This window comes from Rhizobacter sp. P5_C2, from assembly GCF_054049715.1.
This window is the reverse complement of sequence record NZ_JBFULV010000019.1, coordinates 38,889-64,342: the sequence shown is the minus strand read 5'-3', so window position 1 is coordinate 64,342 and position 25,454 is coordinate 38,889. Positions and strand designations below refer to the sequence as shown.

Genomic DNA, 25,454 nt, shown 5'->3' with positions numbered 1-25,454 from the left:
CCCTCAGCGCAGCCGCTTCAGCGTGGCAATGCCTTCGCGAGGCGCCGCCGATGCCTGCGCCGGGTCGAGCACGGCCGGCACCGGCACCACCAGCACCTTCACGCTGCCGGCGATGAACAACGTGCGGCCATCCACGGCGATGTTGACGATCGGCTTCACGCAACTGCCGTCAGCGAGCGCCGTGCGGCAGGTCGGGTATTCGGCCAACCCGAAGCTGCCGAGCAGCGGCAATTGCGCCGCAGCACCGACCGGCCCGCTGGCATCGAAGACAAAGACGCGAGGCAGCGTCGTGCCGGCCGGGTCGCTCCAGTCCGACGGCAGCGACACGACGTACACGCGGCGCCCGTCCGGCGACAGCACCGCCGCGTTGTCGCTCCAGCCGGGCGCCGTCACGTGGACCGCGCCGATCAACGCGAAGTCCGCGTCGTAGACCTTGCCGGCCACCATCATCCGGCTGCCGGTCTCGTCGATGCCGTTCAGCGGCGCGTCCAACGCTCCGACATTCGCGGGTGCGTCGTGCCACTCGGGCAAGGAGATGTCCGCATACAGCAGCGGCGACGGGCCGCCGCGGTTCGAGCTCATCACGACCCGTTCGCCGTTGCGCGACACCTCGATGGCCGATCCGTTCGGGAAGGCGGTCGTCGAGCCGGTCGCCACATCCGCGAAGACCCGGGTCCCCAGGTCGAAGGTCATCCCCCGACCGCCATCCGTGCCGGCCCAGAACCTCGCCTTGCCATCGTTCGTGACGCCGATGCCATGGCCGGTCGATCCGGCGACCGGCTTCACGCCCATCAGATACGTCCAGGAGATCGAGAATCCCACCGGATCCACCAGGTACAGCCGGCCGCTGTCCGTGGTGGCAAGCAGCCACTGGCCATCGGGGCTCAGCCCGATGTCGACGAGGCCGGGCATCTGCAGCGTTCTGGCAGACCACTCGCTGCCCTGGTTCCGAAAGCGCAGCACGGCCGACAGCCGGCGGTTGGCGACAAACACCTGGCGGTGCCAGGCATCGTGGAGCACGCTGACCGGTGTGCCGTCCGCGGGGAAGCTTGCCGCGGGGTAGGCCTGGGGATCGATCACCCGCAGCGTCGCCGGCTGGGTGGCGATGCCCAGCGCATTCGACATGCTGACCTGGAAGTTCCCCGCCGCCAGTGCCGGCAGCGTCACTTTCAGCGAGGCCGCGCCGGCCCGCTCGACGTCGACCGGCGTGACGCCGCCGATCGACAGGTGCGATGCCGGGTCGGCCAGCCGATCGAAGCCGCGGCCGCTCACGATGAGCGTCGCAGGCTGGCCCGACAACAGCAAGGCCGGCCCGAGCGTGAGCACCTCGGCCAGTTCGCGCCGCAACGTCAGTTTGGCGTCCGCCGGCGTCAGGTCCTGTCCGACCGGCGCATCGGAAGCATGCACCTTGATCTTCACGGTGGAGATCGCGTCGGAGTAGGGAAGCAGCGCGCGCAGGTCGGCGACCTTCACCTCGAACGGTACCGACGTGCCCACCGGCCCACTCGGCTGCGGCAGGTGCACCCAGGGCGACACGGTGGTGGCCGTCCAGGTGCCGGAGGCAACGCCGTTGGTGACCACCGGAATACTGCCCGACAGCACCGAGCCGGTCGAATCACTGTCGAGCACCACCGACTGGGGCAGCGGCACCGCGAGGCCCCTGCCGACGGTCATCGAGACCGGCACCTTCACGGGCTTGCCCGGATACGCGCCCGTCAGCGTGATCGTCGCCAGATAGACGCCCGGCGCGAGACGCAGTGCGCTGGCCTGCGCCAGCAGATCGCCGTCGGAACCCGTGGTCAGCGTCAGCCAATCGGTTGCCGCCAGGCCGCTGTTGTACGAGATGCTCGCCGTCACGTCGGGATTCCAGCTCGGCCGCTGCAGGCCCAGCGGCTGCGGCGTGGCGCTGGTGCCTTCGGCAACGGCCAGCGTCAGCCCGGTCTTCGCGGCGACGTCCAGCATCCGATCACCGCCCGAAGGAGCACTGACGGTGAAGGTGACGGGCAGATCGACCGTTTGGGTACCGCTGCTCACGTGAATCACCGCCTTGTAGGTGCCAGACGGCAGCGACAGCGTGCTCACGGTGAAGCCGGTCGCATCGGTGTCGGAGACGGTCAGCCACGGGAGGTTCGGCGGGCCGAGCTTGAAACCGTCCTGGCCGTACTCGTTCAGGCTGAGCACGCGGACCCGGGCGTTCGCCGCCTGGCCACTGGGGGCCGAAAGCGCCAGCGCGGCCGAGTCGAGAACGAGTTGCCGGGCGGGGACTTCATGGCGCACCGTGAGCATGCGGCTGTGGCTTCCGGCCGTCACCCGGATGCCGGCTGTGAAGGTGCTGGCGCTGCTCGCGAGCGCGGTGACGCGGAAGCTGTCGGCGGTGAGCTGGTCGATGGTGGCCCAGCCGGCGAGCGACGACGCGGCGAAGCTGGTCGCATCGGGCGGCAGCGTCAGGTGCACCGTGGCGGACACCGGCTCGCCGACAAAGCTTTGCAGCACCAGCGTGTCCGGACTGAACACGATGTTCGGCCGCACGGTGATGGAGTACGACAGATTGGCAGGCGACCCCGCGTAGTGCCGCTTGCAGGTCGGGTCGGCGCAGACCAGCAGCACCAGCGTTCCCGTGTAGGTGCCCGCGGGCAGCTGCGAATTCACGATGACGCGCACCCGCGCGCCCGTGGTGCCCTGCACGTCGACCTGCACGTGGTCGATGTTCGAATCAGGTTTCCCGCTGGGGGTGTCGGCGCCGAGGTACACGCTGCCGCTGGGCGAACCGTGCGCGGTGGCCTGCACCACGCCTTCGGGCGCGACCTGGCCCGCCTCGAACTCGATGCTGACGTTGTCGCGGTCGTAGGTGACGCCGAAGGTCGCGCTCGTCACGCCATCGTCTGCGCCGCCACCTCCACCGCAGGCCGACGACAACAGCATCGCCGCGGCGACAAGACAGCAGTTCGCCAGCCGGCGAACCGGCGCGCGCAGGGAAACCATGTCGACTCCTCCTCGCCCGTGCCGGTGGCCGGGTGCCCGTTTCGTTGTGGATGGGTGCGGCGCGCCCTCACGCGCCGTGGCGCATTCTAGGCAGGCTCAACGCTCTCGCGCTGCCTCCTGCGCGACCTTTTTCACCGGCGACAGCAAATACTCGATCACCGAGCGCCGCCCCTGCTGCACCTCGGCCGTGACGGCCATGCCCGGGTTCAGCGCCAGCTTCTCGCCGGTGGCGGCGCTGGTCAGCACCGGGCTGTCGATCTGCACGATCGCGCGGTAATTGAGCTGCGGCTGGCCCGGTGGCTGGGGTTGCTGTTGTTGCTGCTTCGGATCGGCCGCATCGGCGCTGACCAGGATCACGCGGCCGTCGAGCAGGCCGTATTTCTGGAACGGGTAGGCCGCGACCTTGACCTTGGCGAGCTGGCCGACGCTGACGAAGCCGACGTCCTCGTTGTGCAGCTGCACCTCGGCCTGCAGCGGCTCGCCCTGCGGCACGATGTTCATCAGCAGCGCGCCGGCCGACACCACCGCGCCGCGCGTGGTGGTGGCCAGGTCCTTCACGATGCCGGCGTTCGGCGCCCGGATCTCCAGCTGGCCGGCACGCACCGTCGACTTCTGCCATTCCTGGTCGCTGCGGTTCAGCGTGGCCAGCGTCTCGATGCGCTCGTTCTCGAGCTGCGAGCGGTACTGCGAGCGCAGCGCCGCCAGCTTGCGCTCCGATTGCGCGATGGCGAGTGCCCCGCTCTGCACGTTGGCGGTCTGCACCTTCACGTCCTGCTCGCGCTCGGTGGCCTCGCGGCCCTTCTCGTTGGCCGCCAGCTCGCCGACGAAGCCTTCCTTGACGAGCTGACGGTAGGCCTGCGCGGACTGCTGGTAGCTCGGCAGCGTCTGCGTCAGCTTGGACAGCTGTTGCTGCGACGCATGCAGGTCGGCCTGCGCGCGGGCGCGGGTCTCCTGCTCCTGCGCGACGGCATCGAGGTAGGCCTGGCGGCGCGCGCGGAACTGCGCGTCGACCTGGGCGTACAGCAGCGGCGGCTCGCCGCGGCCGGGCAGCAGCGGCTGGTCGGCCAGCTCGGCCTCGATGCGGCGCAGCGTCAGCTTCTTCAGCGCCACCTCCTGGCCGAGCGCCGCGGTGTCGGCCTGCGAGGCCCGCGCGTCCAGCTTCAGCAGCAACTGGCCCTCGGTCACCGCGTCGCCGTCCTTCACCAGGATATCGGTGACGACACCGGCCTCGGCCGGCTGCACGAGCTTGGTGAAGCTGATCGGCACCAGCCGGCCCTCGGCCGTCGCGATGATGTCGAGCTGCGCGAACACCGACCACGCGAGCAGCAGCCCGATCAGCACCGCGACCGTGACCAACAGCACCCGCGGCAGGCGCGCCGGCGGGCGCTCCTGGATCGCGAGCAGGTCGGGCGCGAAGTCGAGCGCGTCGGGGTCGAGCACGGCGAGCTGGGTCATGCGCCGAGGCCTCGCAGGTCGTGGCGTTCACCGCGCCAGACCGTGTGGTTGCCGGATCCGGCGAGGCCGGCGGCCAGCACGTCCGACGCCGCGGCCGGGTCGGCGCCGATCGGCGTCGGCAGGCCCTCGCGTTGCGGGCTCGCGATGCGCATCGCCGAATTCAGCGCGCTCCACGAATCGACCAGCAAGGGCATCGCCTTCTCGGTCGGCGCGCTGCTCGACAACGCCGTCACCGTGATCGGAATCGTCGTGCCGTCGGCCAGCTTGATCGACTCGATCTTGTTGGCCGTGCCGACGTACCAGTTGGTGATCGTCAGCTTGTCGGCCGTCACGCCGCTGATCCCCAGCACGAGGTTGTTGCCGCTGCGCGTCTGGGTCAGCTGCGCTGCGGTGATGCCAGTTGCGATCTCGATGCGGTCGCTGCCACCCGCATCGGTGATCGTGTCCTGGCCGTCGCCGCGACCCCAACGGTAGACGTCGTTGGAGCTCGTTGCGGTGTCGCTCATCGTGTCGGTGCCGCCACCGCCGTAGTAGGTGTCGTTGCCGAGCCCACCCGTCAGCGTGTTGTTGCCGCTGTTGCCGAACAGCAGGTTGTCGAGATCGTTGCCCATGCCATTCAGGTTGCCGGTGCCCAGCAGGTTCAGGTTCTCGACGTTGGCAGCCAGCGCGCTGGTCATCGTGGCCAGGGTGTTCAGCGTGTCGGTGCCCTCGCCGAACAGCTCGGTGATCGTCTCGCCCGCGACGTCCACGAAGTAGCTGTCGTTGCCCAGGCCACCGATCATCGTGTCGACACCGCCCTTTCCGTCGAGCACGTTGTTGCCGACATTGCCCACCAGCGTGTTCGCCGTCGTGCTGCCCGTCCCGTCGATGTTGGCACTGCCCTTGAGCGTGAGGGTCTCGACATTCACGGCCAGCGTGTAGGTGACGGTGGACTCGACCGCGTCGGTACCGGCACCGGACGCCTCGGTGATGCTGTCAAGCTGGTCATCGACCACATAGGTGTCGTTGCCCGCCCCGCCGCTCATTGCGTCCGCTCCCGCGCCACCGTCCAGCCGGTTGGTTCCGCCGTTGCCGGTGAGGGTGTTGGCCAGGTCGTTGCCCGTGCCGTTCACGTTCGAACTGCCCGTCAGCGTCAACACCTCGATGTTCGCCGAGAGCGTGTAGCTGACGTTGCTCTTCACCGTGTCGGTGCCTTCGGCGGAGTTCTCGACGATGACATCGGCCGTGCTGTCCACCGTGTAGGTGTCGTCGCCTGCACCGCCGCGCATCGTGTCGACGCCCTGCCCGCCGTCCAGCGCGTTGGCCCCGGCATTGCCCACCAGCACGTTGCCGGCCTTGTTGCCGATGCCGTTCAGGTTGCCGGTGCCGGTGAGCGTCAGGTTCTCCAGCGTCGCCGCCAGCGTCAGCGTGATGGCGGATTCGACGGTGTCGGTGCCCTCGCCATCGAACTCGTTGATGTTGTCCTGCGTGCTGTCGATGACATACGTGTCGTCGCCCAGGCCGCCGTACAGGCTGTCGGTGCCGGCACCACCCTCCAGCCGATCGTTGCCGGCGTCGCCGTTCAGGAAGTCGTTGCCGTCGCCGCCGAGCAGCGTGTCGTTGCCGATGTTGCCGCGCAGCCAGTCGTTGCCGGCCAGGCCGGTCAGCAGGCTGTCGATGGGGAGCGCTTCGAGGGTGTCGTCACCGTCGGTCCCGGTGAGCCGACTGAGCAGCTGGTTGATCTGCGACGTGCCCCAGACCGTGCCGTCCGCAAAGCGGATCTCCTCCACGTGGCCTGTGCTCGTGTCGGACAGATACCACTCGGCGACGCGAATCGTGTCGCCCGTCACCGCATGGGTGAGCACGAGGTCGCGATTGTCCAGCTTGCCGCGGATGTCGGAGGCCAGCACGCCGGACTGGAAGACGATCGCATCGATGGCCCCTTCGTCCACCGCATTCATCTCATTCGCCACGAAGAACTCGTCGCGCTTGATCTCCAACACCACGTCCTGTCCCCAGTTCGCGCCGAAGACATATTGGTCGGCCCCTTCGCCGCCGACGAGCGTATCGTCGCCTGCGCCGCCGCTGAGCGTGTCGGCGCCGCTCCCCCCCTTGAGCAGGTCGTTGCCGGCATCGCCGTTCAGCATGTCGGCCGCGCCCTGGCCGAACAACTGGTCGTCACCATCGCCGGCGGACAAGCTGCCGCCGCCCGCCGAGGCAATCAGCAGGTCGGCACCCATGGTCGCCTGCTGCAACGAGCTGCGGCCGAGGCCGGCCACGATCGCATCGCGCGTGAGCCGCGTGCGATCGGGCAGCAGGATGGAGTCGAGGTCGGTGCGGACCATGCCCGGGCCCGAGAAAAAGTCTTCGATCGTCATCTGATCGGCACTGCCGTCGATCGAGATCACCAGCGCGGTGTCCTGCTGCGTGAAGCGCAGGCGGCTCGCATCGGTGCTGGCCGTCAGGCCGATCGCCGACAGGCCCTGCTTCGATCCCTGCCAAAGCGCATCGCTGCGCGCGCCTGCGGTGCTGACCCGGTCCACGCCCGCTCCCTGGCCGAACTGCACCTGGACGTATGAAGACATGTTGCCGGTGCGGCTGAGGCTCAGCGTGTCGTTGCCGCTGCCTCCGTCGAGCAGCGCGTAGGTGGCGTCGCGGATCTCCAGCATGTCGTCTCCCGCGCCACCGAGCAGGGTGTCGTGCCCGCCGTAGCCGCGCAGGGTGTCGTTGCCGTCGCCGCCATCGAGCTGGTCGTAGGAGTCGAGGTAGTCGTAGCGCTGGTAGAAGGAGCTGTAGCTGACGCTTGCGAAGTCCAGCGACTCGAGGCGGTCGTCGCCGTCGCCGCCCTGGATCGCGTTGTTCGCCTGGCTGCCGTACAGCACGTTGTTGCCGGCGTTGCCCAGCACGTCGATGTTGCCGATCAATGCGCCCGCGCGCAGGTTCTCGACATTCGCATAGTCGGCAAGCGACAGCCGCGTGGCCGTGAGCCCGGCCAGGCTGTCGACGATCACCGTGTCGATGCCGCCGCTCGCCGTCTCGATCACCACGTCGTTCACGCCGATGCGGTAGGTGTCGTTGCCACCTTGGCCGGCCAGCACGTTGGCGGCCGTGTTCTGCGTGCTGTCGAAGATGTTGTCCAGCGCATTGCCGCCGCCGCTGATGGCCGCGCTGCCGCGCAGCGTCAGCATCTCCAGGTTGGCGCCGAGCGTGTAGCTTTGCGTCGAGATCACCTGGTCTGCCGAGGACAGCTGAGCCCCGTCGGCGAGGACCGCCTTCTCGATCACGACGTCGCCCACGTCGTCGACCATGTAGGTGTCGTCGATCGTGGTGCCCATCATCGTGTCGGCCCCGGCGCCACCGTCGATCAGCGTGCCGAGGATCGGGCCGCTGATCCAGTTGAAGTTCGCACCGCCCGTCTGCAGGTCGATCACGTTGTTGCCGGCATTGCCGATGTACGTGTAGCGCAACACGTCGTTGGCGTTGTAGAAGATGCCGCTGGCCTTGATGAGAGAGCCGACGTAGAGGTTCTCCACGTTGTCGGGGAGCGTGACGCCGAACGCGTTGCTCTGCAGCGTGTCGATGCCTTGGCCCGCGAGCTCCACGACGTTCGGCGTGACCGGCGCGAAGAAGCTGCGATCGACGCCGGCGTAGCGCGTGCGGTCGAGGACGTAGTACCAGTCGTTGCCGGCGCCGCCGTACAAGGTGTCGGCACCGCCCACGCCGTCCAGCACGTTGTTGCCGGCATTGCCACGCAGCACGTTGGCCGCCGCATTGCCGTAGCCCGAGATCGGCATCCAGCCGGTCAGCTCCAGGTTCTCGACGTTGTCCGGCAGCGTGTACGTCACCGTGCTGCGCGCCGTGTCGGTGCCGCCGCCGGCCTGCTCGATGATCACGTCGGACGAGTTGTCGATCGAGAAGACATCGTCGCCGATGCCCCCCGTCTGCGTGTCGGCCGGGCCATGGATGCTGGCCCCGGCGCGAGCGACCACGTCGGCGTAGCTCCAGGTGCTGCCGTCGGCGAAGCGGATGCTGGCCACGCCCTGGCCGCCGGGCTGGAAGAACTGGTCGATCCACATCTGGGCGCCCGAGGGGCCATGCACCAGGATCAGCGAATCGCTGGTGGAGGACGCTCCACCACCGTCCTGATCGGTGCGCACGAGCGTGATGTCGGCGGCTGAGAACCCGGCACCGACCTGGATCACATTGGCGTTGCTGCCATCGAGATCGATGACGCGGTCGCTGCCCGTCCCTGGGTTGAACAGGTAGGTGTCGTTGCCGGCACCACCCTTCAGCACGTCGTAGTCGGCGCCGCCGTCCAGCACGTCGTTGCCGGTGCCGCCGTCGAGCACGTCGTCGCCGCCGCTGCCCAGCAGGGTGTCGTCACCGGCGCCGGACTGCACGCTGTCGTTGCCGCCCAACGCGTCGATCGCGTCGGCCGCGGCCCCGGTGTAGATCTGGTCGGCACCGGTGGTGGCCTGCTCGTTGCCGCTCGCCAGCGGCAGGGATGCCGTGGTGAACGCCGAGCCATCCGCGAATCGGTACTGGTTCATCGGGTTGGTCGAGAAGGCGCCCGTCACCGTCAGCTGGTCGCTGGTGCCGCGAATGCGGATGATCAGGTCGTCGTCGTGCTGGACCCAGATCAGGTCCGAGGGCAGGACATCCGCGGTGAACTGCACCACCTCGACATCGGTCTGGCCGCGATCGGTGTTGCCGATGCGGTCGGCGCCGTCGCCACGACCGAAGACGTAGGTGTCGTTGCCGCCGCCCCCGGTCAGCGTGTTGGCCAGCGCATTGCCACGCAGCACCTCGTCAAGGAATGTGCCGCCGACGCTGCTGCCGGTAGCCGTTGCATCGAGCCGCACGCCACGCGCGGCGAGCTCCTGGAAGCTCAGCGTGGACCCATCGGCGAAACGCACGCGGTCGAACGAAGTCGACACATAGGCCCAGTCGGCACCGTTGAACTGCAGCACGGCGCAGTCGGTTCCGCTGCCGTAGGCGAGTACGAGCCGCGGCGCGCGGTCGACGACACGCCATTCCAGCCGCACGCTGTCGGGGGCCACGTTGTCGGCGAACTCGATCACGTTCGGATCGCGCGAGACGCCGGCCTCGGACAGCAGCGCGGAGCCCTGCAGCAGGTCCATGCCGTCGCCCTGGCTCAGCGCGATGGTGACGCCGCCGCCGTTCCAGTTGTAGATGTCGTCGCCGCCGGCGCCTTCCAGGCGCGCGTTGCCGTCGAAGCTGTTCAGCGTATCGGCCGCCTTGCCGCCGGCCAGCGAGCGCGAGCTGCCGTCCGTCGTGAGGGAGACGCTGTCGACAAGCGTCGAGCGCAGCAACTGCGCGAGCGACTGGGTCGTGCCATCCGCCATCTCGAACGAGCTGACCGCATTGCCTCGCAGGCCACCCTGGATCACCACCCGCGCGCCGCCGTCCATCACGACGACCAGGTCGCCCGGGACTGCTCCCTTGCCGGTGGCCACCACGGCCTCATCGGCAAACACGACCTTGTTGACGCCTTGCGTGTCGGAGATCGTGTCGGCCACGGTGCCGTCGATGGTCAGGTCGCCGGCATGCAGGATGTAGGTGTCGTCGCCGGCGCCGCCGGACATCAGGTCCAGGCCGGCACCGCCGTCCAGCGTGTCGTTGCCGGCACCGCCGAAGAGCAGGTCATTGCCGGCTCCACCGGTCAGCAGATCGTTGCCGTTGCCGCCGACCAGCGTGTCCGCTCCGCTACCGCCGTCGAGCGTGTCGTCGCCGGTCAAGGTGGAGACGGCGTTGGTGGCGTCTTCGTTCTCGCCCGAGAGCCAGTCGTTGCCATCACCGCCGCTCAACAGGTCGTTGCCGCCGCCGCCGAGCAGCGTGTCGGCCCCCTGACCGCCCTTCAACGTGTCGGCGCCGTGCTGGCTGGCCGGCAGGATGCCCTCGACATCGTCGCCCGAGAGCTGGTCGTCGCCATCGCCGCCGTCCATGTTGTCACTGCCGGCATCGCCCCACAGCCTGTCGTTGTCGGCACCGCCGAGCAGGGTGTCATTGCCGCCGCCTCCGCGCAGCGTGTCGTTGCCTGACTCGCCGTCGAGGTAATCCGCGCCTTCGTCGCCGGCTGCGGTATATGTCCAGCTCTGTGCCGTGGCGCCATTGACACCGTCGCCGAGCAGGTAGTCGTTGCCCGTGCCGCCGAAGGCCACGTCGGCACCTCCGCGCCCGTAGACCATGTCGTCGTCTGCGCCGCCCAGCAGGATGTTGGCGCCTGCCGAGCCGACAAGCAGGTCATTGCCCGTCCCGCCATCGAGGAAGTCACCATCGTCGCCGCGTGCCGGCGCAGATGCGTTGACGTACTCGTTCCACAGCAGGTAGTTCAGGCCACCGGGCCGCTGATTGCTGGTATCGGCCACTTCGACGCCGTTGAACCGGTAGACCTTGCCGCCATCGGCGCCGGTCGTCACGGTGACCTGCCACTGCTGGCCGCGGCCGACCTCCACTTCGCCGGCGCCGAGCGATGCAAAGCGCCCGTACTTGCCGGTGTCACGATCGGCCTGGCTGAGGAGGTCGTACTCGTCGGCGGGCAACCACCACTTGCCGCTGCCCCAGACGTTGAACGAGTGGCTGGCGAACAGCAGGTCGTCGCCAGCGCCGCCGTACAGCATGTCGGCACCGCGTCCACCGAACAGGAAGTCCGCGCCGTCGCCTCCGAACAGCTGATCGTTCTTGTTGCCACCGCTCAGGATGTCGACACCGGCGCCTCCAAAGAGCGTGTCGTTGCCGATGTCCTGATTGATGGATTCCACGAACACCCCGACGGGCGCGATGACGCTCCCATCTTCCATGCCGCTGACGATGATGTCGTTGCCGCCGCCGCCATCCAGCTCGTCGCCCGGTCGATCGTGCGTGGACAGGTCCGGGGTGCCGCGATAAAACGGCAGGATCACACCGGGCGCGTTGCCCGCAATGATGAATCGGTCATGGCCGCCGAGCAGAGTGGGCCCGCCGATGTCCACGCCGTTGACGACGACCTCCTGGTCGCCCAACGCATCGCGCACCGAAGGCGCAATTTGCACCGGAGTGGGCGCCGCATCGAACTTGATGCCGAACTGGTCGGGCTTGAAGTTGGCGATGCAGAAGGCGCCTTGCGCGCTGGAGACGATCAAGTCCTTCTGCCCCGACGCGCTCTGGCTGTCGATCAGGCTGTAGAAGATCTGGCCGTCGTCGCTGACCCAGGTGTTGGCGGATCCGGCCACGGCCTTGCCGCCCTTGAGCTGCACGCTCGTGCCGTTCACCGTGAAGTTGATGATACCTGCACCGTCGGAGTCGAGCACCGTGTCGAAGCCCTCACCCGCGGTGATCGCGTAGATGTCGATGCCTTCGCCACCAAGCAGGCTGTCATCCCCGGCGCCACCGTCGAGCCGATCGTCCCCGGCGCCACCACGCAGTTCGTCGCTGCCGGCACCACCCGCCAGGACGTCGTTCCCGCCTCCGCCGATCAGGACATCGTCCCCCGCATTGCCGAACAGGATGTCGGCGGCCGCGCTGCCGATGATCAGGTTCGCTGCCGCATCGCCAGAGACGGCACCGGCCCCCACATAAGCCGAGTCGAAACGCTTGCTGCCGCTGTCACCGGCACCATCCGCCAAGCCGGCAGCAAGGCGATAGTCCGCCTCGGCGGCCGCCCTCCAGGACGTGTTGTTCAGATCGATCTTCGTGCTGGTTTCGCTCGTAGGTGCGAACAGGCTGCCGAGCACTGAAGACCTTCCAGCCGCCAAGGCCGGGAAGGCGGTTGTCATGACCGCATCGAACGCAGCGATCAGAGCGTTTCCCGACAACGCGCCGGTCAACCGCGCCAGTCCATCGACGAAAGATTGAGGAATCTCGACGTCGAATACAGCCGCAGCTACCCCCGCCAGAACTTTTGCCTTGTCTTGATTGGAAAGGTCCGTCGCTCCGACGATGGTCGACGAGATCTGGTTGTAGGCATCCTGCTCTGGATGAGTCTTCTTCAAATTGTCCCTAGCCCTCTCGATTGTCGTATCTGAATAAGGGAGCCACTTGAAAAAAAGCAATCCGTTTGCTGGGTCGTGCGTATCCAGTTCCACTTTTTTTGGGCCGACCTTTGAGAGCTCAAAGCCGAACACCTTTGCTTCTCCGGATAGCTCGCCGACATAATTTCCATCTGCATTCTTCGATATCTTGGTCTTGAGCTCTCCGGAAATAGCTGCCTTGCTCCAACCGATATCCAATTCCAAGCCTGTAGTCTGCTGAGTCGCCGCATTGAATGACAGTTTGGCAGTGAGCAGTCCGAACTTGAGGGAAACATTACCCTTGCCATCGCTGTCTATTTTGTATTTCAGGCCGGGCACTCCCGGAATATCGAACGCGAGATCGGCGATCTTCTCCGACGGCTTGAAGGTGACCCCACCAGCGCCAAGCGTGGTGACTTCCCCCGTCTTCATGTTGAACTTTACTTTCAGCTCTTTATACTGATAGGTGATCTCATCACCACTGATGGAAATTGGATTCGCCATGATTTACTCCGCCCTGATGTTGGTTATGAGAAATTGAACCCCGACACGTGCCGTAAATAAAAGAACCCTACAAGAAAAGCCATTGCATTTGCCAGCACGATGGAAACCATCTGAAAGACAAGGCACTTGCCGAGCCTCAGAAGAGATGGTGACCTGAGGAAAATCAGCAGGAAAACTGCAGCCGGAAACAATTGAATTGCCGAAAGCACCACCGAGAACACCTTGTCCGCGCCCTGCAATTCACGGTCAGCCGTATTCGTCAGCTCATACCAAGCGATGAACGCGAGATACGAAAACAAGAGGGAGCTATTCAGCAGGAGCCAGAAGAGACGAAGGCCTTGGGGCCACCGACCCCGAAACGACAGGGCGTCATCCATGAGCGCCCGTCCCCTCGCCGGCCATCCCACGATGCGCAGACTCCTGCGCCACCGCCTGCAGCATCTGCCCGCCCTCCGCATGCAGCTGCACCACCGCATCGATCTTCAACAGCTTCGGCAGGTTGTGCGTGATGAACAGCATCGTCACCCGCCCTTTCAGCGCGTTGATCGTCTTCGCGAAGCTCTCGGCCGTGTCGTGGTCGAGCGCCGATGTGGCCTCGTCGAAGATCAGCACCTTCGGGCCCTTGAGCAATGCACGCGCAATCGCCAGCCGCTGCTTCTGCCCGCCCGACAGGCCGCTGCCGCGCTCGCCGATCTCCGTTTGATAGCCCTGCGGCAGCGCCTCGATCGTCGTGTGGATGCCGGCCATCTTCGCGGCCTGCACCACCTGCTCGAAGCTCGCAGCCGGGTTGCCGGCGCGCAGGTTGTCGAAGATGCTGCCACTGAACAGCACCGTCTCCTGCGGCACCACGCCGAAGTGCGCGCGCAGCTCGTTGGCGGCCATGTGGCGGATGTCGACGTCGTCGATGCGGATCTGCCCCTGGCTCGGCTGGTAGAAGCCCATCAGCAGCTTCGCGAAGGTGCTCTTGCCGGTGCCCGACGGGCCCATGATCGCCACCGTCTGCCCCGGCTGGATGCTCAGGCTCAGGTCCTGGTACAGCAGCGGCAGGTCATCGGCATACCGGAAGCCCAAGTTGCGCACCTCAATGCGGCCGGCGCCGCCGGTCTGCCGCTGCGGCGTGATCGAGTACGGCTCGGCCGGCGCGTTCATCACGTCGCCCAGCCGCTGCACGCTCAGCGAGGCCTGCTGGAACTGGCTCCACAATCCGACGATGCGCAGCACCGGCTGGCTCAGCTTGCCGGCGAACATCTGGAAGGCCACCAGCATGCCGATCGTGAAGCTCGGCTCGGTCATCACCGTGTACGCCCCCATCATCAGGATCAGCAGCGTCTGCACCTGGTCCAGCGTGGTCGCGAAGATGTTGTAGGTGTTGGCCGTCTGCTTGGTCTTGAAGCCCGACTGCAGGTAGCTCGCCAGGTAGCCGGCGAAGCGCTGCCGCAGCTGCGGCTCCATCTGCAGGCTCTTCACCGTCTCGAAGCCGGCGATGTGCTCGGTGACGAAGGCCTGGTTGCGCGCGCCCAGCAGGAACTGCTCGTTCAGCCGCGCCTGGAACAGCGGCGCGATCACCACGCTCACCACCGCGATGACCGCCAGGATGCCGAGCGCGATGCAGGTCAGCAAGGCGCTGTACCAGAACATCAGCCCGAGGCAGATCACCAGGAACGGCAGGTCGAGCACCAGCCCGACCGCCGCGCCCGAGACGAACTCGCGGATCGTCTCGACCGCATGCAGCCGCGCCGCCACCACCCCCGTGGGCCGGTGCTGGAAGTAGCGCAGCGGCAGCCGCAGCAGGTGCTCCCAGATGGCCGCGCCCAGCACCGCGTCGACGCGGTTGCCGGTGTGCAGCACCAGGTACTGCCGCACCCAGCTGAGCAGGCTGGTGAAGACGGTGAAGATCAGCATCGCGATGCCGATCGCGATCAGCGTGCTCTGCGTGCGGTGCACCACCACCTTGTCGATGATGGCCTGCGTGAACAGCGGCGTCGCCAATGCGATCAGCTGCAGCGCGAGCGACGCGAGCAGCACGTCGCGCCACACCTCGCGGTGCTTCATCAGCTCAGGCACGAACCAGCGGAAGCCGAAGCGTGGCGCCCCGGCCGCGCCATCGGGGTCGGCCGCTGCGGCAGTGACCGGCACCGCCAGCCAGGCCTCGCCTGTGATCGCCTGCGCGAACGCCTCGGCATCGAGCTCGCTCGCCGTCGCGCTGCCGGCCTTGAACAGCACCACCTTGCCGTCGACCGCGGCGGTCACGATGCCGAACACCGGCGCCGCATCGTCCGCGGCATCGGCCTTCAGCGCCACCAGCAGCGGGAACACCATGCGTTCCAGGCGCGCCGGCTTCAGCGTGATCTGCCGGATCTTCAGGCCGAGCGCACGGCCTGCCGCAATCACCGTCGCGTGCGTGCAGGGCGGCGGAAACTCCCGCGCCACCAACTCGGCCGAGAACGGCTGACGGTGCAGCGAACAGATCGATCCCAATGCCCACAGCAGCTGCTGTGGCGGCACCGCTTGCGGCGCCCCACCCCTCGTCCTCGTCATGGAGGCTCACTCCCGATTTTGTGTGGTGCAGTCTAGCCAGCGCGGGGCCGATTCCTCAGGGAATCGGCGTCCCCACTTTGGGGGATGACGCGGTCAGCAAAGCGTCGTAGCCGGCCAGGCCCGCCTGCATCGAATAGCGCTGTGCATGCTGGCGAGCGGCGAGCCGGCGGGCGGTCCAGGCACTGCCGCCTTCGAGCGCGCCGGCCGTGGCCTCGGCGATGCGCGCCACGTCGAAGAACGGCACCAGCGCGCCCGTCTCGCCGTCGGTGACGGCCTCGCGCACCGGCTCGGTGTCGGAGCCGATGATGGCCGCGCCACAGGCCATCGCCTCCAGCAGCGACCAGCTCAGCACGAACGGGTAGGTGAGGTAGACATGCGCCGCCGACACCTGAAGCACCTTCAGGTACTGCGCGCGCGGCAGCTTGCCGGTGAAGTGCGTGCGCGCCGGATCGAGCGTCACTTCCTGCAGCATCTTCTCGCGCCAGTTCGTCGCATCGCGCACGCGCTTGCCGTAGCTCACGCCATCGCCGCCGACGATGATCGCGTGGCACTTCTTGTGCTGCTTCTGCAGCCGCTCCAGCGCGCGCATGAAGATGTGGAAGCCGCGGTACGGCTCGAGGTTGCGCGCCACGTAGGTGACGACCGGGTCGCCCGCCTTCAGCACCACGCCGCTGCGCGTGCGGATCGCCGCATTCGCATCGGGTGCGAGGCCGTCGGTGTCGATGCCTTCGTGCTGCACGCCGATCTTCGGCAGGAAGATCTCCGGGTGCCGGCTGCGCTGCCACTGCGTCGGGGTGACCGCGGCATCGCAGTTCGTCAGGTTCAGCGTGTGCAGCGCGTTCCAGGTGCGGATGCGCGCGCGGTCGTCGAAGCTGATCGGAAACTCCGCATCGAAGCCCAGGTCCTGGCCGTCGGCGTTGTAGTACCACTCGCACAGGTGCACGAGGCGCGCGCCGGGGAACACGTCCTTCGCATACAGCGTCTCGCCCCAGCCCGGGTGCGCGAGGATCACGTCCGGCTTGAAGCCGTGGTCGCGCAGCTTCAGCATCGCGCGCGCCGCCGCCTGGCCATGCAGCGTGGCCGATTCCATCTGCCGCAGGTAGCCGTGCTGCTGCGCATGCGGTGCGCGCGCGAGCTTGTAGTTCAGCAGGCCGTCGAAGCCGGGCAGCCCGGGCGCCGTCTCGCGGCCGAGTGCGCGCACGTCCCAGCCCGTGCGCTTGGCCCAGGCCGTGACGAGCTGGCCGAACTGGCCGGGGAAGTTCTGATGGATCACCAAGACGCGCATCGTGCGATTCTCCGCTGCGAGTGTCGTCAAGCTGCCATCTGCCGCAGAGACAAGGGACCGTGCCACCGGGTCGATGGCGACGAGAAGGCGAGCTCATGCGCTGACGGTGTCGTCGGCGATTCGCCGGCGTGCAGCGGCGTCGGCAGGCCTTCGCGAACCGGTGTGCTCGACAGCGAGGCAGCCATCGCGTCCCAGCCCGTCACCACGCCCGGCATGGCCTTCTCGGTGGGCACGCTGCTCGACAGTACCGTGACCGGAACCGTCGCGTGCCATCGGCCAGCTTGATCGTCTCGATCTTGTTGGCCGTGCCCACGTACCAGTTGATGATCGTCAGCTCGGCAACCGCTACTCAACCACCAAAGCAAAAGAACTCGCCACCGCATAGACACCCCCATCCCTGTAGGCAAACAAGGCCTCGCGCAAATCCGACATCACCTCGTCTCGCTCGCGTCGAGATACGGCGGCAGGCGCAGTTGACGCAACTGGTAGCGGACCGCGCCGCTCTTTCCGTCGCTGCTGATGATGTACACAAGCGACAGATCGACCACGATGAGTTCCCCGTGCCAGAACAGGGTCCAGGTCGACTGATGCGCGACCTCCTCTCGCCCCCTCGCAACCACGCGAAAGTAGATGTCGCGTTCTCGATCGATCGTCCATTGGCGGGAATTTGTTCCTCCGGTCACGAAGTTCTGATCGATCGCCTCGATGCCATACGCCTGCCTGTCCTCATCGCCAATGTACTCATTCACGAACGCCACGATGTTTCCTTTCAAGGCACGCCGTACATCACGTCCGACCTGAGCACGTACTTGACCCCCTCCGTCACCGCGGCCCCTTCATGCCACGTGTGATGAATGAACAGCAAGCCGCTGCCCACCTTCGGCACGATCTCGAAGGTCCGGAAATCCGTGGCGCCTCCGGCGAAGCGGCATCGCAGCCATCCGCCGCCACAGCAGATCGATCCATTCCGGCGCCTCGAACTGCGCGCGTTCGTTGTTGCGCACATTGGTCATGAACTGCGGCCCGCGTCCGTTCGCACCGTCGCCTCGCCAAAGCCTCGCTGCTCGGCCAGTTCTATCAGCGCAGCGCACTCGCTGGCGAGCAACAAGCCCGGGACCGAAAGCACGCGAGGCGAATGAACCACCCACGGCTGCGGTGGTGCGTGCGCCAGCGCATCTGCCTCGCTGATGTACTCGTTGACGAAAGCCATTGTCTTTTTTCTCCCGATGACCCGGCGCAGTCTAGCCACGGCTTGCACCCGCGCAAGGCCCCTCTGAAGAGGGACATCTGAAAGCCAGATGGCGACATGCCGATTCGCTATGGCGTCGCGCCCGAGGCATCGATTTCATCAGCAAAATCGGGCGAGCCTCACGGCGCGTTTCACCACGCCGCGAGGCCTGACCTGCCTGTCCCGCCGGGAGGCTCGGCGGCCTAGATCAGCTCGTCTTCACCATGCCGCGGCATGCCGAAGCGCGAGTTGCACAGCCCGCATTGGCAGCTCACGTCCACCACCGCCACGATCGACTGGCCGGGCACCGCTTCCGCCCGCTCAACCACTTGCAGGCCGCTGCGGCATGCGGGGCACCGTGGGTCGATGTCCAGCCTGACGTGCCGGAGGTAGGCGCGGGCCAGGCTCACGGCGAGGCCCTGGGCCTGCAGGTAGATCCGCTCGGCCCTTCGTTCGATGTGCAGCACGAACGCATCCATCACGACGGTCATTGCCCTGACGACCACGAGCGAAACACACAACGACAACATCGTCAGAAACTGCGTCCAGTTCTTCATGTCTTCTCCTTTCGACACCGGGTTGCACTGCGCGGTGGCGTCGATCGGGCGAGTCTAGAAATCAACTGTGCAGAACATTTGCACGTCTTGCGGCCACGTCAAATTGGGTGTTCGCGCACCGCGGCGATCGGCGTCGGCAGCCCTTCGCGCGTCGGCTCGGCCAGGCGCATCGCCACGTCCAGCGTGGCCCAGGAAGTTCTCCGCCGCGCGAATGAAAAAAGCCCCGAAACACAAGGGTTGTCGGGGCTTTCTCGGACTTCGGCGAACTTTGCCGGATCTATCACTGGCGGAGAGGGTGGGATTCGAACCCACGGTACCTTGCGGTACGCCTGATTTCGAGTCAGGTACATTCGACCACTCTGCCACCTCTCCTGAAACTGGGGCTTCGGCGGGTCAACTGCCGAGCCGCGGATTCTAGCCCAGGAAAAGGGCCGTTCCGCCCTCCCCTCAGCCTTTCAGCACCACCTGCCCGCCCAGATACGGCCGCAAAGCCTCCGGAACCGTGACGGATCCGTCGGCGTTCTGGTGGTTCTCCAGCACCGCCACCAGCGTGCGGCCCACCGCCAGGCCCGAGCCGTTCAGCGTGTGCACCAGCTCGTTCCTACCCTGCGCGTTCTTGAACCGCGCCGGCATGCGCCGCGCCTGGAAGGCCTCGCAGTTCGAGCACGAGCTGATCTCGCGATACGTGTTCTGCGCCGGCAGCCACACCTCCAGGTCGTAGGTCTTGGTCGAGCCGAAGCCGAGGTCGCCCCCGCACAGCGCCACCACGCGGTACGGCAACTCCAGCAGCTTCAGCACCGCCTCGGCATGGCCCACCATCTCTTCGAGCGCCTCGTAGCTCTTCTCAGGGTGCGTGATCTGCACCATCTCGACCTTGTCGAACTGGTGCTGGCGGATCATCCCGCGCGTGTCGCGCCCGGCGCTGCCCGCCTCGGAGCGGAAGCACGGGCTGTGCGCCGTCAGCTTGATCGGCAGCACGCTCTCGGCCAGCACCTGCTCGCGCACGCTGTTGGTCAGCGAGATCTCCGACGTGGAAATCAGGTACTGCTCGGCCTGCGTCTCGTCGCCGCCGCGGCTCACCCAGAACATGTCTTCCTTGAACTTCGGCAGCTGCCCGGTGCCTTCCAGCACCTCGCGGTTGACGATGTACGGCGTGTAGCACTCGGTGTAGCCGTGCTTCTCGGTCTGCACGTCGAGCATGAACTGCGCCAACGCCCGGTGCAGCCGCGCGATCGGCCCGCGCAAGAAGGTGAAGCGCGAGCCCGAGAGCTTCGCGCCGGTGTCGAAATCCAGCCCCAGCGGCGCGCCCACGTCGACGTGGTCCTTCACCGTGAAGTCGAAGCTGCGCGGCTCGCCCCAGCGCCGCACCTCGAGGTTGCCCGATTCATCGGCCCCCTCGGGCACGCTCGCATGCGGCAGGTTGGGCACGCTCATCAGCATCACCGAGAGCTCGGCCTGGATCGCCTCCAGCCGATCGCCCGAGGCCTTCAGCTCATCGGCGAGGCCCGCCACCTCGGCCATCACGGCCGATGTGTCTTCGCCCTTGCCTTTCAGCATGCCGATCTGCTTCGACAGGCTGTTGCGCTTGGCCTGCAGCTCTTCGGTGCGGGTCTGCAGTGTCTTGCGCTCGCCTTCCAGCGATTGGAACTGCGCGACGTCGAGGTACGGTTGCGGCGACTTGCGCTTCTCGAGCAAGGTGACGACGCTGGCCAGGTCTTTGCGCAGCAGGGTGATGTCGAGCATGAGTCTCTCTAGGTAGATGGATCGAAATTCAGGAAATCAGACGTCGGCCATGGACTTGTCGCCCAGGCCCTTGGGCAGCGGAAAGTGCGTGGTCTCGATCACGCCCGGCATCTTGCGCACCGACACCGCGCCCAGCGTGCGCAGCCGCTCGATCACCTGCTGCACCAGGATGTCGGGCGCTGAGGCACCGGCCGTCAGGCCGACGCGCCGCTTGCCGTCGAACCACTGCGGCTGCAGGTCTTCGGGCTGGTCGACCATGTAGGCGTCGGCACCGAGCCGCTCGCCCAGTTCGCGCAGGCGGTTGCTGTTCGAGCTGGTCGGGCTGCCGACGACGATCAGCACGTCGACCTGCGGCGCCATCACCTTGACCGCATCCTGCCGGTTCTGCGTGGCGTAGCAGATGTCCTGCTGCTTGGGCTCGCGCACCAGCGGAAACCGCTTCTTCACCGCAGCCAGGATCTCGGCCGCATCGTCCACCGACAGCGTGGTCTGCGTCACCACCGCCAGCTTCTCGCTCTGCGCCACCTGCACGCGCCCGACGTCGGCCACGTCCTCGACCAGGTAGATGCCTTCGTTCAGCTGGCCCATCGTGCCCTCGACCTCGGGGTGCCCCTTGTGGCCGATCATGATGAAGTCGTAGCCTTCCTTGTGCAGCTTGGCCACCTCGACGTGCACCTTGGTGACCAGCGGGCAGGTCGCGTCGAACACGCTGAAGCCGCGCTGCGCCGCCTCGGCACGCACCGCCTGCGACACGCCGTGCGCGCTGAACACCAGCGTGGCGCCGGGCGGCACGTCGGCCAGGTCCTCGATGAAGATCGCGCCCTTGGCCTTCAGGTCGTTGACAACGTAGGTGTTGTGCACGATCTCGTGGCGCACGTAGATCGGCGAGCCGAATTTCTTGATCGCGCGCTCGACGATCTCGATCGCGCGGTCGACCCCGGCGCAAAAGCCGCGCGGCTCGGCCAGCAGCACTTCGTCCAGCGTGTGGCTTGTCGTCATGTGGTTCTCGCCCATCACAGCACCCCGATCAGTTGAACTTCGAAGGTCACCGGCCGGCCCGCCAGCGGGTGGTTGAAGTCGAACAGCAGCCAGTCGCCGCCCACCTCGCGCACCACGCCGGCGTACGAGGCCTGGCCGTCGGGCGTCGGGAACTGCACCACGTCGCCGAGGTGGTACTGCTCGTCGGGGTCGCCCAGCTCGTGCAGCAGCGCCAGCTTCACACGCTGCAGCATGTCGGGGTTGCGCTCGCCGAAGGCCTCGCCGGCGGCCAGCTCGAACGATGCCCGCGTGCCTTCGGCCAAGCCCATCAAGCGCGCTTCCATCGCCGGCGAGAGCTCTCCGCTGCCCAGCGAGAGCGTGGCCGGCTTGTCGGCGAACGTGTTGATCAGGTCGACCCCATCGGGGCCGGCCAGCCGGTAGTGCAGGGTCAGGAACGATCCCTGTTGAACGTGGGTCAAGGCAAATCCTGGTTCGGTAGACTGGACTCAATTTTAGGTGCGGCGCCCCGCCGTTCCGCCGGATCATGCCCATGCTGCTCAAAGACCTGCCCGCCGACGCCCGCCCGCGTGAAAAACTGCTGGCCCGCGGCCCGCAGGCTTTGGCCGATGCCGAGCTGGTCGCGCTGCTGCTGCGCACCGGGGTCAAGGGCGATTCGGTGCTGAACCTCGCGCAGCGCCTGCTCGACGATTTCGGGGGGCTCACCGGGCTGCTGCAGGCCGATCCTCAGGCGCTGCAGCGCATCAAGGGCCTCGGGCCCGCCAAGCGGGCGCTGGTCAGCGCGGTGCTCGAGCTGGCACGCCGCTCGCTCGGCCAGCAGATGACCAAGCGGCCGGTGCTCGACAACATCGTCAACGTCAAGAACTACCTGCGGCTGCAGTTCGGCGGGCGCGGCCACGAGGTGTTCTCGGTGCTGTTCCTCGATGCGCAGAACCGGCTGATCCAGATGGAAGAGATGTTCCGCGGCTCGCTGACGCAGGCCAGCGTCTACCCGCGCGAGGTGCTGAAGCGCGCGCTGCAGCTGCACGCCGCCGCGGTGATCCTCGCGCACAACCACCCTTCCGGCTCGGCGCAGCCCTCGCGCTCCGACGAGGCGCTGACGCAGACGCTCAAATCGGCGCTCGCGATGATCGACGTGCGCGTGCTCGATCACCTGGTGGTCGGCGACACCGAGGTGGTCTCGTTCGTGGAGCGAGGCCTGCTGTGACCCTGCGCAGCCTGCAGGACCTGGCCGACATCCGCGAGGCGCTGAAGCAGGCGCAGCGCGAAGCGGCCGAGCGCGAGGCCCGTGCCCGCGAGGAAGAAGCCCGCCGGCTGCGCGAGGCCAACCTGTTCTCGGCCAGCGTCGGGCGCGTGCAGCCGATGGCGCCCAGCGGCCGTCGCCACGCGCTGCCAACGCCCCCTTCGCCCGAGCCGCGCCAGCGCGAGCTGGATGAAGAGCGCGCGCTGCGCGAATCCCTCTCCGACGAGTTCGACCCGGTCACGCTGCTCGAGACCGACGACCAGCTGTCCTACCGCCGCCCCGAGATCGGCATCGACGTGCTGCGCAAGCTGCGCCGCGGCGGCTGGGCCATCCAGGGCGAGGTCGACCTGCACGGCCTGCGCCGCGACGCCGCGCGCGAGCGGCTCACCGCCTTCGTCCACGATGCCGTGCACGGCGGCATGCGCTGCGTGCGCGTCGTGCATGGCAAGGGCAACGGCTCGCCCGGCCGCGAACCGGTGCTCAAGGGCAAGGTGCGCAGCTGGCTGATCCAGAAGGCCGACGTGCTCGCCTTCGTGCAGGCGCGCGGCGACGAAGGCGGTCACGGCGCGGTGATCGTGCTGCTTCGCGCGCTGCGCTGACGTCATACCGCGTCACGATCTGGCGTGCTTCGTCGCATGCGCGTCGGGTCGTAAGCAAGGCAACAAATGCCACGCGGCCCTTCATCCCCCTAACCCGTGGGAGGCGCGTTACACCGCATGGGACTAGGGCGTCGGCGCCCTCCTCGACAGCGCACGGGCAAGGCGTTCGAAAACATCTGAAAGCGCTGTCAAAAATCGGCCTGTCAACCCTGTTTCACCGATGGTTGCAAGTCGATCGGTATGAACTTTGCACGGTTTTGACCACAACGCGCATTCGCGATCGCGATAGGCGCACCCTACAAGGAGGTCAGACCGTGTCCCGACAATCCCGAGCATTCGATTCGTCCACCCATCGCCTGCTGCTGCCGCTGGCATCGGTGGCCGTGCTGCTGGCCGCTTGCGGCGGCGGCAACCAGCAGAGCGCCGACGCACAGAGCGCTGCTGACCAGCAGGTCGAGGCCGTGACGGCCGCCGCGGTCGACACCTCCGCGATCTGCTTCTACGAACACATCAACTACCAGGGCGCGAGCTTCTGCGCCGGCGCCGACTCGACCTGGATCGGCTCGGCCTGGAACGACCGCGTCTCGTCGGTGAAGGTGAAGGCGGGCTACAAGGTCCAGCTGTTCCAGCACATCAACTACGGCGGCAGCTCGATCACGCTGACGGCAGACACCGCAAACCTGGTGTCGCTCGGCTTCAACGACGCCGCGTCGTCGCTGAAGGTCACCGCGCCGACCACCACCACCCCGCCGACGGGCACGTCGCCGGTCTCGGGCATCCAGGTCGCGCAATCGCTGCTGTTCAACAGCGATGACAGCGCGCTGGTGCTGGTCTCGGGCAAGGCCGCGCTGGTCAAGGTCAACGTCACGAGCGGCGCCACCGGCGGCACCAAGCCGAGCGGCACGCTGCGTGTGACGAGCGCCAACGGCAGCACCCGGGACATCCTGCTGACCGCGCCCACCGGCGCGCTGCCGGCCAACGTGCCGGCCGTGCCGAGCTTTGCCGATTCGTACACCGCCACCGTGCCGGCCGATCTCGTGAAGACGGGCGTCAAGCTGACCGCACTGATCGGCAGCAGCGCCGGCACGACGATCACGCCGCGCGTCGGCGGCGGCACGCCGATGAAGTTCGTACCGATCGCAATCCAGATCGCCGGCACTGTCGGCAAGCTGCCGGTGAGCCAGGGCGCCCACCTGCAGGCGCTGTTCCCGGTCTCATCGGTCACCGTGCAGTCGCACCCGACCTACGTGTCGAGCCGCGTGACCACGCTGCCGACCACCGACGACGGCTGGAGCGATGCGTTCGGCAAGATCCTCGGCGAACTGGCCGACCTTCACTCGCTGGAAGGCGCGGCCAAGCATGACCACTATTTCGGCTTCATCCCGAAGCGCACCTGGGGCCTCGCCGGCCTGGCCTACCTGAGCAGCCACTCCGGCGTCGGCTTCGACATGCCCGACCAGCCGACCACCGTGCGCGACGTCGTGGCGCACGAGATGGGCCACAACTTCTCGCTGCCCCACGCGGCCTGCGGCGGCGCCGGCAGCCCGGACCCGGCCTACCCGTACCCGGACGCCAACCTCGGCAAGTCGGGCCGCTATGTGTGGCCGTACCTGGCGGACAGCAACACCTTCTACGACCCGCGCCCGACCGATCGCCACGACATCATGAGCTACTGCGGTGGCCAGGTCTTCTCCGACTACAACTACCGGAAGATGCAGACCTACCTGACGCCGGCTGACAAGTCGATGGTCAACGAGGCGGCTGCCGCGGCGATGACGGCCACGCAAGACCTGCTGCTGATCAGCGGCGAGATCGGTGCGACCGGCACGGCCGAGCTGAACCCGGTGAAGTCGCTGGTGGGCCGCGCGGAAGCACCCGAGCCCGGCCAGTACACGCTGCGCATCGTGTCGGCCAGTGGCACCGCGGACATCCCGTTCGCGCCGCGCACGCTGGACCACAACAGCACGCTGCAGCACTTCGGCTTCACGGTCCCGAACCCGGGCGCGATCCAGAGCATCACGGTGCTGCAAGGCGCCAAGACGCTGCTGAACTCGCAGGCCAAGGCAGCCAGCACGACCGAGCGTGCGCAGGCCGCAGCGGCACCGCAGGTGCAAGTGCAGGAGAGCGGCGGTGCGTTGAAGCTGACGTGGGATGCAGCGCGTCACCCGTACCTGACCGTGACCTGGGTCGGCACCGAGCAGCGCCGCAACCTGGCGCAGGACCTGCGCGGTGGCAGCGTCACGCTGTCGAGCGCCGATCTGCCGAGCGGTGGCAGCTTCGAGCTGGCGCTGTCGGACGGCCTGAACGCGGTGCGCGTCTCGCACGCCCGCTGATCG

Annotated in this window: 17 protein-coding genes and 1 tRNA gene; 4 read left to right on the top strand and 14 right to left on the bottom strand. The window is 67.2% G+C overall.

Going from position 1 to position 25,454, the window contains the following annotated elements:
- Window positions 1-3: 3 nt before the first annotated feature.
- The 9 genes from ACXJLU_RS09465 to ACXJLU_RS09425 form a co-directional block, all read right to left on the bottom strand.
- Window positions 4-2,982 (bottom strand): SMP-30/gluconolactonase/LRE family protein, encoded by a 2,979-nt coding sequence (locus ACXJLU_RS09465; protein ID WP_457330200.1) that lies wholly within the window; start codon window positions 2,980-2,982, stop codon window positions 4-6.
- Between the two features lie 96 nt (window positions 2,983-3,078).
- On the bottom strand, window positions 3,079-4,437 hold the full coding sequence (locus tag ACXJLU_RS09460; protein ID WP_457330198.1) for an HlyD family type I secretion periplasmic adaptor subunit: 1,359 nt from the start codon (window positions 4,435-4,437) through the stop codon (window positions 3,079-3,081).
- Window positions 4,434-12,929 carry a calcium-binding protein gene (locus tag ACXJLU_RS09455; protein WP_457330197.1) on the bottom strand — a complete coding sequence of 2,832 codons (8,496 nt, stop codon included), beginning with the start codon at window positions 12,927-12,929 and terminating at the stop codon, window positions 4,434-4,436. The genes ACXJLU_RS09460 and ACXJLU_RS09455 overlap by 4 nt, the downstream gene beginning before the upstream one ends.
- Window positions 12,930-12,952: 23 nt before the next feature.
- Window positions 12,953-13,306 carry a hypothetical protein gene (locus tag ACXJLU_RS09450; RefSeq protein WP_457330195.1) on the bottom strand — a complete coding sequence of 118 codons (354 nt, stop codon included), beginning with the start codon at window positions 13,304-13,306 and terminating at the stop codon, window positions 12,953-12,955.
- Window positions 13,299-15,467: a peptidase domain-containing ABC transporter gene (locus tag ACXJLU_RS09445; protein WP_457330193.1), complete on the bottom strand. Its 2,169-nt coding sequence runs from the start codon at window positions 15,465-15,467 to the stop codon at window positions 13,299-13,301. Before ACXJLU_RS09445 ends, ACXJLU_RS09450 begins: the two co-directional genes overlap by 8 nt.
- A 55-nt stretch (window positions 15,468-15,522) precedes the next feature.
- Complete coding sequence (locus tag ACXJLU_RS09440; protein ID WP_457330192.1) at window positions 15,523-16,752, bottom strand: glycosyltransferase family 4 protein; 1,230 nt, start codon at window positions 16,750-16,752, stop codon at window positions 15,523-15,525.
- 26 nt (window positions 16,753-16,778) lie between these two features.
- Window positions 16,779-16,985 carry a hypothetical protein gene (locus ACXJLU_RS09435; protein ID WP_457330190.1) on the bottom strand — a complete coding sequence of 69 codons (207 nt, stop codon included), beginning with the start codon at window positions 16,983-16,985 and terminating at the stop codon, window positions 16,779-16,781.
- Window positions 16,952-17,080, bottom strand: a complete 129-nt coding sequence (locus tag ACXJLU_RS09430; RefSeq protein WP_457330236.1) for a calcium-binding protein — start codon at window positions 17,078-17,080, stop codon at window positions 16,952-16,954. Before ACXJLU_RS09430 ends, ACXJLU_RS09435 begins: the two co-directional genes overlap by 34 nt.
- 103 nt (window positions 17,081-17,183) lie before the next feature.
- Window positions 17,184-17,510, bottom strand: a complete 327-nt coding sequence (locus ACXJLU_RS09425; RefSeq protein WP_457330188.1) for a hypothetical protein — start codon at window positions 17,508-17,510, stop codon at window positions 17,184-17,186.
- Between the two features lie 96 nt (window positions 17,511-17,606).
- On the opposite strand from ACXJLU_RS09425, the gene ACXJLU_RS09420 reads away from it, so the two are divergent.
- The gene (locus ACXJLU_RS09420) at window positions 17,607-17,891 is read left to right on the top strand and encodes a hypothetical protein (protein ID WP_457330186.1); all 285 of its coding nucleotides are present in this window, start codon (window positions 17,607-17,609) and stop codon (window positions 17,889-17,891) included.
- A 292-nt stretch (window positions 17,892-18,183) separates the two neighbouring features.
- Here the strand turns inward: ACXJLU_RS09420 and ACXJLU_RS09415 are convergent, their stop codons facing one another.
- The 5 genes from ACXJLU_RS09415 to ACXJLU_RS09395 form a co-directional block, all read right to left on the bottom strand.
- Complete coding sequence (locus tag ACXJLU_RS09415; protein WP_457330184.1) at window positions 18,184-18,537, bottom strand: hypothetical protein; 354 nt, start codon at window positions 18,535-18,537, stop codon at window positions 18,184-18,186.
- Between the two features lie 284 nt (window positions 18,538-18,821).
- A tRNA-Ser gene (locus tag ACXJLU_RS09410) sits at window positions 18,822-18,909 on the bottom strand.
- A 75-nt stretch (window positions 18,910-18,984) separates the two neighbouring features.
- Complete coding sequence (gene serS, locus ACXJLU_RS09405; RefSeq protein ID WP_457330182.1) at window positions 18,985-20,280, bottom strand: serine--tRNA ligase; 1,296 nt, start codon at window positions 20,278-20,280, stop codon at window positions 18,985-18,987.
- A gap of 36 nt (window positions 20,281-20,316) precedes the next feature.
- Complete coding sequence (ispH, locus tag ACXJLU_RS09400) at window positions 20,317-21,279, bottom strand: 4-hydroxy-3-methylbut-2-enyl diphosphate reductase (protein ID WP_457330180.1); 963 nt, start codon at window positions 21,277-21,279, stop codon at window positions 20,317-20,319.
- Window positions 21,280-21,293: 14 nt separating this feature from the next.
- Window positions 21,294-21,737 carry an FKBP-type peptidyl-prolyl cis-trans isomerase gene (locus ACXJLU_RS09395; RefSeq protein ID WP_457330179.1) on the bottom strand — a complete coding sequence of 148 codons (444 nt, stop codon included), beginning with the start codon at window positions 21,735-21,737 and terminating at the stop codon, window positions 21,294-21,296.
- Window positions 21,738-21,808: 71 nt separating this feature from the next.
- On the opposite strand from ACXJLU_RS09395, the gene radC reads away from it, so the two are divergent.
- From radC to ACXJLU_RS09380, 3 genes are all read left to right on the top strand, one after another.
- Window positions 21,809-22,483: a RadC family protein gene (gene radC / locus ACXJLU_RS09390; RefSeq protein WP_457330177.1), complete on the top strand. Its 675-nt coding sequence runs from the start codon at window positions 21,809-21,811 to the stop codon at window positions 22,481-22,483.
- Entirely contained in the window at window positions 22,480-23,118 is a 639-nt protein-coding gene (locus tag ACXJLU_RS09385) for a Smr/MutS family protein (protein WP_457330175.1), read from the top strand. Before radC ends, ACXJLU_RS09385 begins: the two co-directional genes overlap by 4 nt.
- Window positions 23,119-23,432: 314 nt before the next feature.
- Window positions 23,433-25,451, top strand: coding sequence for a peptidase inhibitor family I36 protein (locus ACXJLU_RS09380; protein ID WP_457330173.1), 2,019 nt, complete (start codon window positions 23,433-23,435; stop codon window positions 25,449-25,451).
- The last annotated feature ends 3 nt before the right edge of the window (window positions 25,452-25,454 follow it).

Excerpts from the sequence above, each read along its gene's own strand:
- ACXJLU_RS09465 (WP_457330200.1), bottom strand. The coding sequence starts at position 2,982 with ATGGTTTCCCTGCGCGCGCCGGTTCGCCGGCTGGCGAACTGCTGTCTT.
- ACXJLU_RS09460 (WP_457330198.1), bottom strand. The coding sequence starts at position 4,437 with ATGACCCAGCTCGCCGTGCTCGACCCCGACGCGCTCGACTTCGCGCCC.
- ACXJLU_RS09455 (WP_457330197.1), bottom strand. The coding sequence starts at position 12,929 with ATGGCGAATCCAATTTCCATCAGTGGTGATGAGATCACCTATCAGTAT.
- ACXJLU_RS09450 (WP_457330195.1), bottom strand. The coding sequence starts at position 13,306 with ATGGATGACGCCCTGTCGTTTCGGGGTCGGTGGCCCCAAGGCCTTCGT.
- ACXJLU_RS09445 (WP_457330193.1), bottom strand. The coding sequence starts at position 15,467 with ATGACGAGGACGAGGGGTGGGGCGCCGCAAGCGGTGCCGCCACAGCAG.
- ACXJLU_RS09440 (WP_457330192.1), bottom strand. The coding sequence starts at position 16,752 with ATGCGCGTCTTGGTGATCCATCAGAACTTCCCCGGCCAGTTCGGCCAG.
- ACXJLU_RS09420 (WP_457330186.1), top strand. The coding sequence starts at position 17,607 with ATGAACAGCAAGCCGCTGCCCACCTTCGGCACGATCTCGAAGGTCCGG.
- ACXJLU_RS09415 (WP_457330184.1), bottom strand. The coding sequence starts at position 18,537 with ATGAAGAACTGGACGCAGTTTCTGACGATGTTGTCGTTGTGTGTTTCG.
- serS (WP_457330182.1), bottom strand. The coding sequence starts at position 20,280 with ATGCTCGACATCACCCTGCTGCGCAAAGACCTGGCCAGCGTCGTCACC.
- ispH (WP_457330180.1), bottom strand. The coding sequence starts at position 21,279 with ATGACGACAAGCCACACGCTGGACGAAGTGCTGCTGGCCGAGCCGCGC.
- radC (WP_457330177.1), top strand. The coding sequence starts at position 21,809 with ATGCTGCTCAAAGACCTGCCCGCCGACGCCCGCCCGCGTGAAAAACTG.